At 53.3% G+C, this 15,047-nt stretch carries 15 protein-coding genes, 1 pseudogene and 1 riboswitch; of the genes and pseudogenes, 2 read left to right on the top strand and 14 right to left on the bottom strand.

Annotated elements, in window-relative coordinates; genetic code table 11:
* Positions 1 to 370 precede the first annotated feature (370 nt).
* The 3 genes from tnpB to HY768_08250 all read right to left on the bottom strand — a co-directional run bounded on the left by tnpB (position 371) and on the right by HY768_08250 (position 3,791).
* Complete coding sequence (gene tnpB / locus HY768_08260) at positions 371 to 1,783, bottom strand: IS200/IS605 family element transposase accessory protein TnpB (protein MBI4727196.1); 1,413 nt, start codon at positions 1,781 to 1,783, stop codon at positions 371 to 373.
* Positions 1,774 to 2,106 (bottom strand): hypothetical protein, encoded by a 333-nt coding sequence (locus HY768_08255; protein ID MBI4727195.1) that lies wholly within the window; start codon positions 2,104 to 2,106, stop codon positions 1,774 to 1,776. The genes tnpB and HY768_08255 overlap by 10 nt, the downstream gene beginning before the upstream one ends.
* 389 nt (positions 2,107 to 2,495) lie before the next feature.
* Positions 2,496 to 3,791 (bottom strand): autotransporter domain-containing protein, encoded by a 1,296-nt coding sequence (locus HY768_08250; protein MBI4727194.1) that lies wholly within the window; start codon positions 3,789 to 3,791, stop codon positions 2,496 to 2,498.
* A gap of 284 nt (positions 3,792 to 4,075) precedes the next feature.
* Between HY768_08250 and HY768_08245 the strand changes: the two genes are divergently transcribed.
* Positions 4,076 to 4,402, top strand: a complete 327-nt coding sequence (locus HY768_08245; protein MBI4727193.1) for a hypothetical protein — start codon at positions 4,076 to 4,078, stop codon at positions 4,400 to 4,402.
* Positions 4,403 to 4,418: 16 nt separating this feature from the next.
* On the opposite strand, the gene HY768_08240 is transcribed toward HY768_08245, so the two are convergent.
* From HY768_08240 to HY768_08190, 11 genes and pseudogenes are all read right to left on the bottom strand, one after another.
* Positions 4,419 to 5,390: a flippase-like domain-containing protein gene (locus tag HY768_08240; protein ID MBI4727192.1), complete on the bottom strand. Its 972-nt coding sequence runs from the start codon at positions 5,388 to 5,390 to the stop codon at positions 4,419 to 4,421.
* On the bottom strand, positions 5,387 to 6,427 hold the full coding sequence (locus HY768_08235) for a glycosyltransferase family 2 protein (protein MBI4727191.1): 1,041 nt from the start codon (positions 6,425 to 6,427) through the stop codon (positions 5,387 to 5,389). Before HY768_08235 ends, HY768_08240 begins: the two co-directional genes overlap by 4 nt.
* Positions 6,428 to 6,693: 266 nt before the next feature.
* Positions 6,694 to 7,434 carry a metallophosphoesterase family protein gene (locus tag HY768_08230; GenBank protein ID MBI4727190.1) on the bottom strand — a complete coding sequence of 247 codons (741 nt, stop codon included), beginning with the start codon at positions 7,432 to 7,434 and terminating at the stop codon, positions 6,694 to 6,696.
* A gap of 26 nt (positions 7,435 to 7,460) precedes the next feature.
* On the bottom strand, positions 7,461 to 7,871 hold the full coding sequence (gene nusB / locus HY768_08225) for a transcription antitermination factor NusB (GenBank protein MBI4727189.1): 411 nt from the start codon (positions 7,869 to 7,871) through the stop codon (positions 7,461 to 7,463).
* Positions 7,868 to 8,347, bottom strand: a complete 480-nt coding sequence (locus tag HY768_08220; protein ID MBI4727188.1) for a 6,7-dimethyl-8-ribityllumazine synthase — start codon at positions 8,345 to 8,347, stop codon at positions 7,868 to 7,870. Before HY768_08220 ends, nusB begins: the two co-directional genes overlap by 4 nt.
* A 191-nt stretch (positions 8,348 to 8,538) precedes the next feature.
* Complete coding sequence (locus tag HY768_08215) at positions 8,539 to 9,768, bottom strand: bifunctional 3,4-dihydroxy-2-butanone-4-phosphate synthase/GTP cyclohydrolase II (GenBank protein MBI4727187.1); 1,230 nt, start codon at positions 9,766 to 9,768, stop codon at positions 8,539 to 8,541.
* A 223-nt stretch (positions 9,769 to 9,991) separates the two neighbouring features.
* Positions 9,992 to 10,576 carry a riboflavin synthase gene (locus HY768_08210; protein ID MBI4727186.1) on the bottom strand — a complete coding sequence of 195 codons (585 nt, stop codon included), beginning with the start codon at positions 10,574 to 10,576 and terminating at the stop codon, positions 9,992 to 9,994.
* A gap of 45 nt (positions 10,577 to 10,621) precedes the next feature.
* Complete coding sequence (gene ribD / locus HY768_08205; GenBank protein MBI4727185.1) at positions 10,622 to 11,722, bottom strand: bifunctional diaminohydroxyphosphoribosylaminopyrimidine deaminase/5-amino-6-(5-phosphoribosylamino)uracil reductase RibD; 1,101 nt, start codon at positions 11,720 to 11,722, stop codon at positions 10,622 to 10,624.
* A 120-nt stretch (positions 11,723 to 11,842) separates the two neighbouring features.
* Positions 11,843 to 12,046, bottom strand: a riboswitch (FMN riboswitch).
* 88 nt (positions 12,047 to 12,134) lie between these two features.
* Entirely contained in the window at positions 12,135 to 12,812 is a 678-nt protein-coding gene (locus HY768_08200; GenBank protein MBI4727184.1) for a DUF5615 family PIN-like protein, read from the bottom strand.
* Positions 12,813 to 12,939: 127 nt separating this feature from the next.
* Positions 12,940 to 13,827, bottom strand: a pseudogene (gene ftsY / locus HY768_08195) (signal recognition particle-docking protein FtsY).
* A gap of 14 nt (positions 13,828 to 13,841) precedes the next feature.
* A complete protein-coding gene (locus HY768_08190; protein ID MBI4727183.1) occupies positions 13,842 to 14,630 on the bottom strand; it encodes a magnesium transporter CorA family protein in 789 nt (262 codons plus the stop codon).
* 241 nt (positions 14,631 to 14,871) lie between these two features.
* Here HY768_08190 and HY768_08185 point away from each other — a divergent pair.
* A partial coding sequence (locus HY768_08185) for a transposase family protein (GenBank protein ID MBI4727182.1) occupies positions 14,872 to 15,047 on the top strand: 176 nt, incomplete at its 3' end.

Here is a 15,047-nt window from a genome sequence, read left to right as displayed (position 1 = left end):
CGTGCGACTTGTTACCCCCCCCCCCCCCCCTCTACACCCGCAAATACCTGTCATTCAACCGGTCAAAGCCGTCATTTTGCGAAGGGCCTTAGTAACAGGCTCTCATCAACATTATTTAAACCAAGGGCATCATAACGGCCGGCAAGTAAAGCAGTTGCGGCTTTTGCGAAGCCGCACCCGCACCATGCTGAAAAAGTCGCAGGTTTGTTTCGAGGCTGTAACCCGGCAGAAACAAGTTCGCCGGCAGCTCGATGTTCGGCTGTTGAAAGCAACCGCGTCTTATCCGCAAATTTGGGACTCTGCCAAAGGCTATACCCATCATTGCGGGACGAAAATGAATCTCTATTCGATTTTCAAAGATCTGGGTTAACTAAGCAACGGCTATGTTGCGGGCCGCATTATAGTCGGCCCCGCATTCAACACCGCATTTCACGCATTTGAACATGGGGAACTTGTTTGCAGAACGGTAACTGAAATCGAAATGCTGATTGACATGCCCGCAGCTGTGGCAGGTCTTTGATGTGTCTTTAGGGTTTATGTAATTTACCGCTATGCCGTATTCCTTTAGCTTGTTTTCCAAAACCGTCTGCATCTGGCTGTAGTTCCAATAGCTCCTTAGCATCTGGCTGAAATAATCCTCGCGGTCCTTGATCCCGGTAAGGTCCTCCATGTTCACCGCCGCGGCCTTGTTGTGCCTGAAAAAATCGGCCGCTTCGCGCGCCCAGCGCCGCATTATAGCCTTGCGGTAAAGTTCGTTCTTAGCGGTAAGGGCGGTTATTGGCTCCAGCTTGTTGGCGCTGCCGTGCCCGGCCCGCTTGTAGCGGTTCCGCCGCAAAAGGGTGCGCCTGCGCGCCAATGCCCTTTTGTTGAATGCCACCAGGTCGTTGTCACGTATGGTCAAACGATCCAGGCTGTTGGTGACGGCGCACACCAAGGGCGAAGAAAGGCCGATATCTATGCCGCCTTTCACCTTAGGGTCAAGCCCGCAGTCCTTTGGCTGGTATTTTATGGTGAAGTTGACGTACCAGTCGCCGTGCGCCTTGCCAAAGCGGTTCCTCTGCAGAATTTCCAGCCAGGAAACCTTATATTCGCCGGACATGACCCGCCGGATCTCGGCATCGGTTCCTTCATCCTTGAACCAGGTTTTATTGGCCCGCCTCCTTTGAGTGGACAGGATGACGGGAATATTAAGGATGGCAGGCCCGGCATCAAGCTCAACGTATTCCCTTTCGGTTTTGCCCTTGGCTTTATGGTAGGCCATAAGGGGCAGTTCAATTATGAAGTCCCCGTTCTGCAGTTCGCTGACCTTGAATCCGCCTTTGCCCTGCTTGTCAACCTGCTTGGATATTGGTATGGGGAAGCGGTCCGACTTGGCGGTTGGCAGCGCCAATTGGCAGCGCAATAGTTCCTTCCTGCGGAAATTGCTCTGCAGTTTCTGCCTTAAGCCAAGCGAAATATAAGAGGTGAACCTTTCCCTGAACTCATGGTAAGGCCCGGCGCTGAGGGCCTTGGCCGTGCTTACCTGCGCCCCGTCGACGTCGACTATCAAACTTTGGTAAAGTTTAGAAATGGCTCTGTTGTAATATACAACAGCCTCCATTCGCATAGCACACAACAAACCGTAGAATTCACCGGCACTCACTATTTCAGGGTGACTGGCTTTCAGCCGGTCCCAGAAAATTTTTGTTAAAGCGCCATCGGCCCCATCGGCTTTGCTTTTTTCTTTGCCAGCGGTGATAAACTTCTCGATTTCATCGCCATAATACGGTCTTATTATGCGCAATGAAAGTGTTTTTCTAATATATATTTTTTCTTCTTCCATGATTTCGCAGAGCTGACGCTACAAGTGGGCATTACACCACCTGTGAGCGGCATTTCGGCACCTGTGAGCGGCATTTCACTACCTGTGAGCAGCATTTCACTACCTGTGAGCGGCATTTCACTACCTGTGAGCGGCATTTCACTACCTGTGAGTGGCATTTCAACACCTGTGAGTAGCATTTCACTACCTGTGAGCGGCATTTCACTACCTGTGAGCAGCATTTCAGGACCTGTGAGCGGCATTTCACTACCTGTGAGCGGCATTTCAACACCTGTGAGCGGCATTTCACTACCTGTGAGGGCATTTTGGTGAACGCAAGCTTATAAATGCCTGTTTTGCAATAACTTCCAGCACAACTTCTAAAAACAGTCAAAATGACCCCTTTTTTAACGGGTAAACCGCCTCGTTTTATGGCCCGCTCGTTGGCCGCTATAGCCCCGGCACCGCATTAAAATTATCAGTGAGCATCGCAAAAGATGCCGTAAGTCAATGGGTTATAGTCCTTACTAACCACCAGGCACCAAGCATATTATTCATTTTGACATATGTTTTCCACGAACCCAGTTTTATAGCCCTTCGTGTCTTTGTGCCTTTGTGGTGAAAAGCTCCCGGGCATCTCATTACGAAGTCGGAAAACGCAAAAAACACCCTTTTTAGAGTGGACTAACCTCCGTTAAAACCTATAAACCAGCGAAGCCCTGGTGAGCGGCCAATTCCTGCTACCGCTGGCAATGTTTCCCCCGGAATATATCAGCTTGGGGTTGAGCATCAGATCCATTGTAAGCCCCCGCATTTTTAGAGCCAGCCCCAAGGCCAAATCGTAGGGCTGGGTAACAGTTTTCTCTACCAGCGTAGTGTTATCAAAAAAATCTGTGGTAAAGCTTTGAGATAAGATTTTCTTTTCTGCTCCCACCCGTACCGTAAGCCAGCCGGTTATATTAGACTCCACACCGGCAGTTATGGACGGGTAACTGGCAATGCTTTTTTCCTGCAGGGAATGGTAGACCATAGAGTCTTTAATGGTCCGGCTCTGATAACCGTATCCCAGCCCGGCCAACAACGTCATCCGGTTGTCGGCCCGGTACTGCCAGCCGCAGCCCAGAAACAGTTCGGTGCTTTGATCTGTTCCTCCGGCGGTCACCAAAGTATAGTTTTTGGCATAGTCGTAACCCAGGTCAAAATATTTGAAATCGACCAGAGGAACCAGCACCATCTCTTCATTCAAACTTAAGAAAGCCCGGCTGGAAAAAGCCAGATACCCCAGGCCTTTGGACTTGAGACTTTCGGTAGAATTAAGTATTGAAAGAGGATCCGGCATTGAAAGAGTATAGCTGCTTTCAAATGAAAGTCTGCCATAACTCAGTCCGGCATCAATCCTGACCGCATCGCTGGGATCATAGCCCAAACCTAAGGTCAGGCCGGTAACCGAGCAGTTGGCCTGGTTCTCCACGTGGGAATAGGAATAACTGCTTTGACCGAAGGAATGCTCGGCTCTGGCTCCGGCGGTCCAGTCTCTTAATTTGCGGGCGTAGATCAGGTCGTACTCTGACCCCAGTTGCGGGATCGGCGGCAGGTTCAGGCCCAGGCCATTGTCCCTGATTTTATCAACCAGATTTTCGTCTATGCCCAGGGTATCGACAAATGGATTAATGTAGTTGATCAAATTCTGAGCGGCCTCCGAGCGGTAATTGACGGCCAGCCCTATGACTCCAAAGGTCTGCTCCCGGTTGGCATAGGTTAAAAGCGCCGAGCTTTGTCCGGTTATCCGGCTGCTGTCCCCGCTTAAGTCCACTATGGCTGCCCGGTAGTAAAACGGGGTCAGCGAAGGCTGGTTGAAAATATCCTGATCATCCAGCATGAACGCCGATATGCCGGGCAGGCTCTCCTGACGGGTGGCGGTGGCATGGGATTTTCCAAAAGCGGCCAGCACCGCCAGAAGAATGAGCAAAATATTGAATTTGATTTTCATTTTTCCTCAAAATTGTTAACTTTAACATTAAAAATTGTCAAACGTTTATTGTATCACAGGAAAGGGATAAAATCCATAGTATTCTTTAAGACCATTGACAGCCTCAATGAATATCCCGATCCGAGTAACAAATTCGGGACTAATGTAACGCTATTTTTTCTTTTTAAACGCATTTAGGCGGCAGTATCTAATGTTACGCTATGAAGTAAACTGCCCACAATCAATGCCTTGCTGTTTATCAGCAATTGCTGGCACGGCAATTGCTCTATATTTATGATGTGAGCATGAAAAACAAAAACCATAAAATAAAGAGAGACAAAATGAAAAACTTTACACTGTTCCTGATCGCCTGCGGATTGATTTTCGCGGCCAGCCCGGTTGTCTCTAACTTGGAAAATAATACTGTTTACGCCAGCCCAGACTGGAGACGCCTCTCAATTAATCTTGCCAGCCCAGACTGGAGACGCCTCATCATTATACCCATCCCCGTTGACACTGCCAAGTCCTCAATTAATCTTGCCAGCCCAGACTGGAAACGGTTCCTCCCCAAACCGATTGTGATCCCGGTTGGCGAGAAGACAAAAGCTGAAATCCAGATCGCACTATCATAAAATATTCTTTAATTATTTACAAATGTCTTCCTTTTTTCCTCCGGTGACCATACATCAGCCACAGCACCCCGCCCCAGACCGAAATGGCCACCGCCACCAGATGGTAGACAAAACCCAGCGACAGGGCCTCGGCCTTGGGCACCCCGGCCCGGCCGAAGAACACGATGAAGGCCCACTCCTGCAGGCCCCAGCCGTTGATGGACAGGGGCACCATGCTGATGGCCGCGATCACCGGCATGTAGAGGAAGAAGGGTATCACGGCGATGTCGATGCCGATGGACCGGGCGATGAAGTAGGCGGTGACCACCACGAACAGCTGGACCGACAGGGACTGCAGGAAGGCCAGCAGCACCTCGTTCTTGTGGGTGCGGTAGACGTAGAGCGAGTGGTAGAAGTCGACGATCTGGTGCTCGGCCCCGGCCAGCAGCGGCAGTTTGAGCAGCACCCGCAGTTTTCGCATCAGGGCCTTGTTGAGGAACAGGACCACCAAGGCCAGGATGACGCCCACCCCGATGGCCATATACCGCAGCAGGGCCTGCTCCTGGCCAGTCTTGGCCATCAGGACCAAACCGATGATGCCGGTGATGATCACCCCGAACAGCCCAATGAAGCGGTCCACCAGCACCGAGGCCAGGGCCTCGGATTTTTTGCTGCAGTCATCCACCACTAAGTAGGCCCGGGCCAGGTCGCCCCCCACCGTGGTGGGCAGAAAATTGCCGAAGAACAGGCCATTGAGGAAGTACCGGAAGAGCCTCCAGTAACCGGATCTTATGCCCCGGGCCGCCAGCAGTATCTGCCAGCGCCAGGTGCAAAGGGCGTTGACCATTAGATAGGCCGCCAGGGCCGCGGTTAAATACCAGTACTCGATGTTTTTCAGGGACTCAGCCAACTCCCGCCGGTCCACTTTTAAAAGTATCCAGCCGATCAAGCCCAGACTGATCACTATCCGTAAAACTAAATATAATGTTTTCTTTAACGCCTGCTTCATCGTTTACCTTCCAATTGTTGGGCAGTTCTTTTATGCTTAATGAAATATTCCAGGGCCATGCTGCCCGGGAACATTTTCTCCCTGATCCGGCGGTCGGAAACTTTTCTGATTGTTTGAACCTGGCGGTGCTTTTTCCAGATCGTCAGTGGGTTCTCCAGCAGCCACCAACCCGCCAGCACAATGGCCCGGGCCCACTCCCAGTTGCCCGAGATCACGGCCTTGGCGAAAGCGGCCGCTTCCAGCAGCATCCGGCCCGGCCAGATCCGTAAAAGCGAGGCCAGGGAATAGTTCTTCCACATCATCAACTGGCTGTTGCGGTGGTTCAAGTACATCTTGCGGAAATTGCCGGTGGGCAGAGACCCTCCGGAGAGATGAAAGATCACCGAACCGGGAACGGAAATCACGCGCCAGCCCAGCAGGTGCAGCCTCCAGGCCAGGTCTATCTCCTCCATGTGCATGAAAAAATCCTCGTCCAGCAGGCCGGCGACGTCTAAGGCGGTGCGCCGGTAAATGGAGGCCGAGCCCGAAGCCCAGAAGATATCGGCGGGATGCCGGTCGTACTGGCCCCGGTCCTTCTCCTTTTCTTCAAACATCCGTCCCCGGCAATAAGGATAGCCGTAAACGTCCATCAGGCCCCCGGCCCCGCCGGAATAGTCAAATTGGGTCCGGTCCTTCAGCCATAGGATCTTGGGCTGGGCAGCGGCGATGGTGCCATCCTCGTCCATTGTGGAGACCAGCCTGCCTAGCCAGTCAGGCTTGACCTCGGTGTCGTTGTTCAAAAGAACGACATAATCCTCGGTGGTGGACCTGATGCCCAGGTTGCAGCCCCCGGCATAGCCCAGATTTTTATCTGCTTTGATGATTTCTATCTGGGGATAATTTTTCTTGGCCCATTGGGGGCTGCCGTCGGAAGAGGCATTGTCCGCCAGATAGACCTTATAATCGGGGTATTCTGTCTGGAACAGCGAGGACAGGCAGTTCTCCAGCAGTTTCTGCCCGTTGTGATGGGGAATTATTATGGCAACTTTAACTGGCACGGTGGTCTAAAGTTAGTGTTTTGTAAAAATAATGTATCCTGTTAATCCGCTTACGCTTTAACGACTGGCTTCTTCTCCTCCACGCCTGCCCACGGCCCCGCAAAGCGGAGCCTCGCCTTTAGGCGGGGCATGGCGTGCTGAAGCCCCGCCAACGGCGGGGCGCAAGCACGGCGGATCAGCCTATGGCTGAAAGCGCCAAAGTTTTAGCGGAAGCAATAGCTTCAGCGAAGGTGCTCCTGTCTTTCCTAAGGTAATAGAATTACGGCTCAAACCCCCTGGGCCAGCCGCTCGGCCAGCCTAGCCGGCAGCCCGGCTTTCAATATGTCCCTTTGGGCGGCAGCGATGTCGTACTCCACCCTCCGGATGATCAGTTCCCGGCGTTGGCTGTCGTAGACCGCATAACAGGCCCGGGGATCCCCGTCCCGGGGCTGGCCCACGCTGCCGGCATTGATGATGTACCTGTTCCCCGGCTCCAGCCGTAAATATTCCCGGCCCGCTACGGAACATTCTCCATCGGACCCCAGCCGCCAGAACATTGGCTGGTGTGAGTGCCCGATGAAACAGAGCGGCCGGGAGAAATGTTCGAACTGGTACTCGGCCTCGTCCATGGAAAGGATGTAGCGCCATTGCTGGGGCTGCTCCGGCGCCGAGTGCACCGCTATGAAGGAAATATCCGGCAGGAATACTTCCTTCATCAGGGGCAGATCGTATAAAACCTTTTTTTCTTTTGGAGTCAGGACTCCGGCGGTCCACTCCACCGCCCGTCGGGCATTGGCGCTGAAGAACGACGTCTCCAGTCTTCCGGCCACCCCGTGATCATGGTTCCCGGCCACCACAGTATGGCAGAGCTCCAGCGTTTCCCGCAGGCAGATTCCGGGCTCGGCCCCGTAGCCCACGATATCGCCCAGGCAGATCACCTCGTCCGGCTGTTCTTTTTCCAGGCTGGCTTTGACCGCGCTTAAGGCCTGGTGATTCCCGTGAATGTCCGAGATGATGACATAACGCATAACATCACCATAAAATATTTAGAGTTTCAGACCGGCTTGGCCAGTTCCTTGTAGACGTTGTCCAGGATGCCGTTGATAAATCTGCCGGACTGCCCGTCGCCAAATTTTTTTCCTAGTTCTATGGACTCGTCTATGGCCACCTTGGGCGGCACTTCGGCCGACAAGTACCTCAGCTGGGCCACTCCCAGCCGCAGGATGTTCCGGTCCACCACCGCCATTCGGGAAAGCTTCCAGTTCTTGGCCGAGCGCTCGATGGTCTGGTCTATCTCCTTGGCATTCTGGGCCACCGTCTGCACCAGACTGATGGTGAAGTCTATGGCCTGGCCGGAATTCCTCTGCCGGATATCGTCCAGCGCCTCCTCCGGACTGGACCCGGTGATCTCCATCTGGTACAAAGCCTGCAAGGCCAGCTCCCGGCATTTATGCCTGGCGCTCATTTAATCTTGCCGAGCTTCTGGTAGAGGCCGGCCATCTCGATGGCGAACAGGGCTGCCTCCCAGCCTTTGTTGCCGGACTTGCTGCCGGCCCTCTCCAGCGCCTGTTCCAGGTTGTCGGTGGTTACCACCCCGAAGATGGTTGGCACGCCGGTGCTCAGGGAAACCTGGGCCACGCCCTTGGCCACCTCGGCCGCGATGTAATCAAAATGCGGGGTGTCGCCGCGGATCACCGCGCCCAGGCAGACCACGGCATCGTAGCGCTTGGAGGCGGCCAGTTTGGAAGCTGCCCCCGGGATCTCAAAGGAACCCGGCACCCAGACTATGTCGATCTGGCCGGCCTCGGCCCCGTGCCGCAGCAGACAGTCCTGGGCGCCTTCCAACAGGCGGGCCCCCACCAGATCGTTAAACCGGGAGACCAGTAGGCAGAATCTTTTGCCCTGGGCGTTCAACTGGCCTTGATAAACCCTGTGCTTCATTTTCTCTCCTTTAATAAAAAACTTTTTACATAACGGGTTAACTCTTGTTGGTGCGAATATCCCTAATCAGTAATATCTTTAGTTTATGGATTTCTAAGAATGAAAATTATTTCGTACAAATAAATCCAAACACTCTGCGTTAATCTGTGTAATCTGCGGATAAAGAACCCCATCTGGGTTAGTAAACCTTCTTAATTGTTGACGCAGTTGCCGAAATCCAACATGTGCCCCAGCTTCTCCTGTTTGGTCTTAAGGTAACGGAGATTGACTGCATTGGGACAGATTGTCACCCCTACCCGCTTGGAGATCTTCAGGCCATAGCCCTCCAGGGCCGTGATCTTCTGGGGATTGTTGGTGATCAGGTTGATGCTGGTCAGCCCTAGGTCGGCCAGGATCTGGGCCCCAATCCCGTAATCGCGCTCGTCGGCCTTGAAACCCAAAGCCAGGTTGGCCTCCACCGTATCCATCCCCTTGTCCTGAAGCCGGTAGGCCCGCAGCTTGTTGACCAGGCCGATGCCCCGCCCTTCCTGCCGCATGTACAGGAACACACCCCGGCCTTTTTTGTTGATCATCTTCAGGGCCGAGGCCAGTTGTTCTCCGCAGTCGCAGCGCAGCGAGCTTAGGATGTCCCCGGTCAGACACTGGGAATGAACCCGCACCAGCACGTTCTTTTTGCCCTTGACCTCGCCCTTGACCAGGGCCAGGTGGTGATACTTCTCGATCAGGTCCTCGTAAACAACTAAATTGAATTCCCCGTATTTGGTGGGCAGTTTCAGGCTGAGGATATTCTTGACTAATTTCTGCTTGGACCGGCGGTATAAAATCAGGTCCTTGACGGTGACTATTTTCAGTTTACGCTTCCGGGCAAAGGCGAACAGGGCCCGGCCCTTGGCCATGCTGCCGTCGTCGGACATTATTTCGCAGAGGATGCCCGAGGGATACAGCCCGGCCAGCCCGGCCAGGTCGGCCGCGGCCTCGGTGTGTCCCGCCCGGCGCAACACTCCGCCCTCCACCGCCTGCAGGGGGAAGATATGGCCCGGGCGGGCCAGGTCCACGGGTTTGGCCTTCGGATTCAGCAGGACCTTGATGGTCCGGGCCCGGTCATGGGCCGAGATTCCAGTGGTGGTGCCTTTGACCGCATCCACCGAGACCGCAAAGTTGGTGCCGAGTTTTGAAGTATTGCTCTCCACCATGGGCGAAAGCTTCAGCTGTTCCAGTCTGGCCACCGTCAGAGAGACGCAGATCAGGCCCCGCCCTTCCTTGGCCATGTAATTTATGGCCTGGGGCGTCACTTTGGCCGAGGCCATCACCAGGTCGCCTTCGTTCTCCCGGTCCTCATCGTCCACCACTACGATCATCCGTCCCAGCCGAATGTCCTTCAGCGCTTCGGCAATGGTATTGAATTTCAACTTGCTGCTCATCAATTCCCTTATAAAAATAACATTCCGGATTTAGCCACATAAAGCATGTCCTGAGCTAAGTCAAATGGGCACATAAATCACAAAATCCTTCTGACTGGAATAGGCCCCCAAAAAACACGACAACCTTTTTCTCTTTTTCAACTCTTTGGCCCTTTTTCCCCTTTAGTTTTTTGTGCCGAAGTTTACCCTGATGAATAGAAGGGTGCCTCTTGTGGTTGAATTGTCACTCCCCTTTTATTATCGACTCCACATATTTTGCCATCTGATCCAGCTCCAAATTGACTTTGTCCCCGGTCTTTATGTTCTGCAGATTGGTGTTTTTCCAGGTATGGGGGATGACGGCGGCCTTGAATCCCCGGGCGGTCTTTTGGGCCATCGTCAGGCTGATCCCGTCCACCGCTATCGACCCTTTGTTGACGATGTATTTCAGATTCTTGCTGTCTACGGAGATCTCGATCGTTCCGCCCCGGCTGCTTTTTGTGACTTGCTCCACCCGGCCCAGACAGTCAACATGCCCGGCTACCAGATGCCCTCCCAGCCGGTCGCCCAGTTTCAAAGCCCGCTCCAGGTTGACCATAGCGCCGGCTCTTAAGACTTTAAAAGTAGTAGTATCCAGGGTCTCCCGGCTGAGGTCGGCGGCAAAGCCGTCTTTAAGGATCTTAGCCACCGTCAGGCAGGCCCCGTTGACTGCGATGCTCTCACCCAGCGCCAGATCCTTGAAACCCGCCGTGATTTCCACCACGGCCCCAGTGGATTTTAGCCATAGGGTTTTGACCGTTCCTGTTATTTCAATTGTCCCGGTGAACATTAATAATTTTGCATTTTTTATTTTGCATTCTGCAATTTGAAATTGTTATTTTACCAAATATCCTTCTATAAGAACATCCTGCCCCAGCATCCGGCAGTCCATATCACGTAGCTTGAAAGCGTCCTTGAGTTCAGTGATCTCCAGTTCCCCCACCGCCGCTACGCCCTGGGCGCCGATGATGTTCGGAGTGTAGATCATGGCAATTTTATCCACCAGTCCCAGTTTCAGGAACGAGGCTGCCAGTTTTCCTCCGCCTTCAACCAAAAGACTGCAGTACTCGTCCAGCCCCATCTGGTGGAGCAATGCCTTCAGGTCCACGTAGCCTTTAGCGTCCTTGCCGATTGTCCAGACATCTATGCCTTTGGCCTCGATCTTCTTTTTCTTGTCCTGGTCGGCGGCCGAGGTGGTGACCACGATGGTCTTGGCCTGGCCGTCGGTCAGCACTTTGGAATCAAGCGAAAGCGAAAGCTTGCCGTCGGTTATGAACCTGGTGGGCTGCTTGCTTTCCGGGTTATCAACCAGGCGCACAGTCAGCTGCGGATCGTCGGCGACCACGGTATTGGCCCCTACCATTACCGCTTCGTGGGCCAGCCGCAGGCTGTGGACATAACGCCGGGCCTCGTCGCCGGACAGGCTAGTGGTCGTGCCCTGGCTCATTGCGATCCTGCCGTCTAAGCTTACCGCCAGCTTCAGGGTCACAAATGGCAGGCCGCTCTTCATGTATTTAAAGTAGACTTCGTTGAGTTTTACCGCTTCTTTTTCCATCACTCCGCCGATCGTTTCGATTCCGTTTTCAGTTAATGTTTTGTGGCCGCCCCCGCTGACCACGGGGTTGGGATCCTCAGTGGCATAGACCACTTTTTTTATCCCGGCCCTGATGATGGCCTCGGTGCAGGGCGGCGTCCGGCCGTGGTGATTGCAGGGTTCCAGAGTTACATACAGCGTGGCCCCCTTGGCCTGCTCCCCGGCCTGGGCCAGAGCTTCGATCTCGGCGTGGGGCATCCCGGCCTTCTGGTGGTAACCTTGGCCCACGATCTTCCCGTTGTTGACCAGCACCGCCCCCACCATGGGATTGGGGCAGGTGCGCCCTCCGGCCCGGGCTGCCAGCGCCAGTGATTGCGCCATGTATTTGGTATCTTGGCCTATTGCATCGGACATAAAAAAACGACCCTGATGTTTTTCAGGGCCGGGCGAAGGCAAGGTATGCCGTTGTTGGTAGTTTTGAAATTTGCATTCGGCAATTTTCAATTTGCAATAACCAACGGATTTGCCCTTCTCCCATCCGGACTCTTACCGTCGGCTCCGGAATTCCACCGGATCAATCTTACTCCCCACTAAAACTTGTCCTGAGCAAAGTCAAAGGAACACTAAACCCAAAGTATTGTTTTGAGTATTTCGCGTGTTTCGCGGGAAGGGACTTGCGGGCTGTCACCGCCGGTCGGGGAATTGCGCCCCGCCCTGAAGGTGCTATAAATATAACCTATTATCCTGCGAAAGTCAATAGAGAATGGCAGTTTGATGTTGAACAATTCGGAGGGTTCTTTACCCAAAAATCCGGCTATTTGAAAATTATGCAACTGGAATCGCCATACACAGCCAATGTCTTCATATCTAAAAACCGGCCATCGCACAAGGCAATGCAATTTTTAAAAGTATCAATTACCGACCAGACGCCGTCAACATACCAATTATGCCAATAAACCACTTCAAATCCCCCGGTCTTTCTTCGCATTTCGCGTTTGCAGACATCGGCGATCCTGTCGTCGCTTGCGCCGGACAACCGTTGCTCAAAAACCGTGGCCGCATCGTGCTTGGCCTTACGCAGCAAGTCGGCTATTTCCGCCGGTAAATTTTCGTCGGTCTTAAACTTCATCCGTGCGTGCCGGAGACTAAAGGCAATCTGTTCCTTGGTCAACTCGGCAGCATAGCCAATGGCCGCCTTTATGTCCTCCACTGTCAAAGAAGGATAGCTTTTTATGATTTCATCAAAACTGACCCCGGCAGCTAAATTATCTAAAACAACCGACACCATAATCCGGGTACCCTTAATGCAGGCCTTGCCGTGGCAGATCAAGGGATCCGTTGATATTCTATTTAACAGATTCATGGCATAACTCCCCATAATGTTTCGTTGCGTAATTTTGGCAAATTTTATCGTGAGCCTCCCAACGCGAACGGAATGCGCTTCGTCAAGGGCGGGGCGACAGTGGGCACGCCCGAAATAATAATCAACCACCCCATTAGTCCAGACATTCCGGCTACGCTTGCCTATGGCGCATGCTGTTATATTTATATTCGCGCCTGTCTTATTTCTGCTAATATGCTATACAACCAACGTCTGTCAAGATACTTTCACGAATATTTTACCCCAGCACACCTTCCACAAACTCCACGGCATCGAATATCCCCAGGTCTTCCGCCCCTTCGCCCACCCCGGCCAGCACCACCGGCAGTATAAGCTCCTGGGCTATGGCCAGCACTATCCCTCCCTTGGCCGTTCCGTCTAACTTGGTCAGCACGATGCCAGGCACCGGGATGGCTTCCGAAAAAAGCCTGGTCTGGGAAAGGGCGTTCTGTCCGGTGGTGGCGTCCAGCACCAGCAGGGTCTGGTGGGGCGCGCCGGGCATTTTTTTGGCGATGGTGTTATGGATTTTGATTAATTCATCCCTGAGATGCTTTTGGGTATGCAGCCGGCCGGCGGTGTCTATCAAAAGAACATCTGTTTTCTGGGACTGGGCCGCGCTGACCGCATCGAAGGCTACGCTGGCCGGATCCGCCCTGGGGGCCGAACCCACGAAACCGGCCCCGATCTTTTTAGCCCAGAGTTCCAGTTGCTCGATGGCCACCGCCCGGTAAGTGTCGGCCGCGGCCAGCATCACCCTGTTTCCGCCGGAGATCAAAAGGTTTCCCAGCTTGCCATGGTGGTGGTCTTGCCCGAGCCGTTGACCCCGGCGATCAGCCACACCTGGGGCCTATCCAAGAATTCTGAATTCTGAATTCAGGGCAAGCATGGCGAGCATCTTCCGCTTCAGCCGTTCGATGGCTGTCAGTTCCTGGTCTCCGGTTTTCACTGACTCCAACAGCTTTTCCGCGGCCTGGGGCCCGACGTCCGCCAAAAGCAAAAGCTCCTCCAGCTCCCCGTATTCGGAAGCGCTCAGAGCTTTTTTCCCGGTAAACAGTTCGGAGATCCGCCCCAGTACTCCCTGTCGGGTCTTGTTCAACCCCTCTTTTAACGACTTGATGAAAGACATTTACTTGCCGAAGATCACCATTTTTTAAAACGCCAGAAGATCATGAACCCGGCCACCGAGACCAGGGCCAGGGCCAGTATTATCCAGAAGGCCCAAGGATGTTCTTGGATGGGTATCTTGACGTTCATGGAAAAAGCGCTGACCACGAAGGTGGGCACCATTATCCCGATGGTGATGATGTTCAGGGTCTTCATCAGCACGTTGAGGTTGTTGGAGACTATGGAGACCCGGGCGTCCATCAGGCTGGCCAGGATGTTGGAATAGATGTCGGCCTGCTTATAACACTGGTTGTTCTCGATGGTGATGTCGTCCAGAAACTCGTGTTCCTCCGGGGTAAAGCCGATTTTGGTGGAGTTGGATTTGAGCTTTTCAATCACCATGGAATTGGAATTGATGGCGTTAAAATAGACCAGGCTTTTTTCCAGGGTGAACAGGTTCAAAAGGTAGCGGTTTTCCATCGAGGAGTTGATCTTGGATTCCAGGGAGTCGGAGACTATGTTGATGATCTTCAAATGCTCTACGAAATGGTAAATGGAGCGGTAGATCAGTTTCAAGGCGGCGTCGCTGAGGGAACTCACCCGGTTGAAAATCTTGCCTTCAAATAGCGGAATATCCTCGGAGACCACCACCGCCAGCCGGTCTTTGAACAGGAACAGCCCGAATGATGATACCTTGAACAGAAATTCCTCCCGGGCCGAGTAATTCTGGGGACGTTTTAGAATCAGGGCCAGATGCTCGGGCTCAAATTCCAGCCGGGACTGCTCGTCCGGGTCCAGCGCCGAATTAAGCGTGTGCTCGTCCAACTTAAGCTCTTCTCCAATGAGTGTGGGTAAAATCGAACTTGGTGGCGAGCTGAAGTAGTTGGCAGTAAACGAGTTCTTTGATAGCAACAAATGTAAAAATATGGTAAACTTCCGGTATGAAGAAGATCAAACGATTGGAAGACGTCTACCGTTTCCCCGGCTTACGCCCGGCAGGACTGCGCGGAGTATTCGGTGATCCCCAGGCAGTAATGCTTGGGCTGAAACGCCGGGGAAAAAAACGGTGTGCGGCACCTGCGGGAAGGTCCACCATTCGTGGTATGACCGCACCACCCGACAGGTTCGCGACCTGTCCTGCGGGGATAAACGGACGTACCTGGAGTTTGAGGTGCGACGAGTTGACTGCAAACGGTGCGGTGCGGTGAAGACCGAACGACTGGACTGGTTGGCTGACAATCC

It is taken from the genome of candidate division TA06 bacterium, from assembly GCA_016208585.1.
Taxonomy (GTDB): domain Bacteria; phylum Edwardsbacteria; class AC1; order AC1; family EtOH8; genus UBA5202.
Note: the sequence above shows the minus strand (reverse complement) of the source record. Positions and strands in the feature narration are given on the sequence as shown.

Excerpts from the sequence above, each read along its gene's own strand:
- HY768_08255 (MBI4727195.1), bottom strand. The coding sequence starts at position 2,106 with ATGCCGCTCACAGGTGTTGAAATGCCGCTCACAGGTAGTGAAATGCCG.
- HY768_08240 (MBI4727192.1), bottom strand. The coding sequence starts at position 5,390 with ATGAAGCAGGCGTTAAAGAAAACATTATATTTAGTTTTACGGATAGTG.
- HY768_08230 (MBI4727190.1), bottom strand. The coding sequence starts at position 7,434 with ATGCGTTATGTCATCATCTCGGACATTCACGGGAATCACCAGGCCTTA.
- HY768_08215 (MBI4727187.1), bottom strand. The coding sequence starts at position 9,768 with ATGAGCAGCAAGTTGAAATTCAATACCATTGCCGAAGCGCTGAAGGAC.
- HY768_08220 (MBI4727188.1), bottom strand. The coding sequence starts at position 8,347 with ATGAAGCACAGGGTTTATCAAGGCCAGTTGAACGCCCAGGGCAAAAGA.
- nusB (MBI4727189.1), bottom strand. The coding sequence starts at position 7,871 with ATGAGCGCCAGGCATAAATGCCGGGAGCTGGCCTTGCAGGCTTTGTAC.
- HY768_08210 (MBI4727186.1), bottom strand. The coding sequence starts at position 10,576 with ATGTTCACCGGGACAATTGAAATAACAGGAACGGTCAAAACCCTATGG.
- HY768_08250 (MBI4727194.1), bottom strand. The coding sequence starts at position 3,791 with ATGAAAATCAAATTCAATATTTTGCTCATTCTTCTGGCGGTGCTGGCC.
- HY768_08245 (MBI4727193.1), top strand. The coding sequence starts at position 4,076 with ATGAAAAACAAAAACCATAAAATAAAGAGAGACAAAATGAAAAACTTT.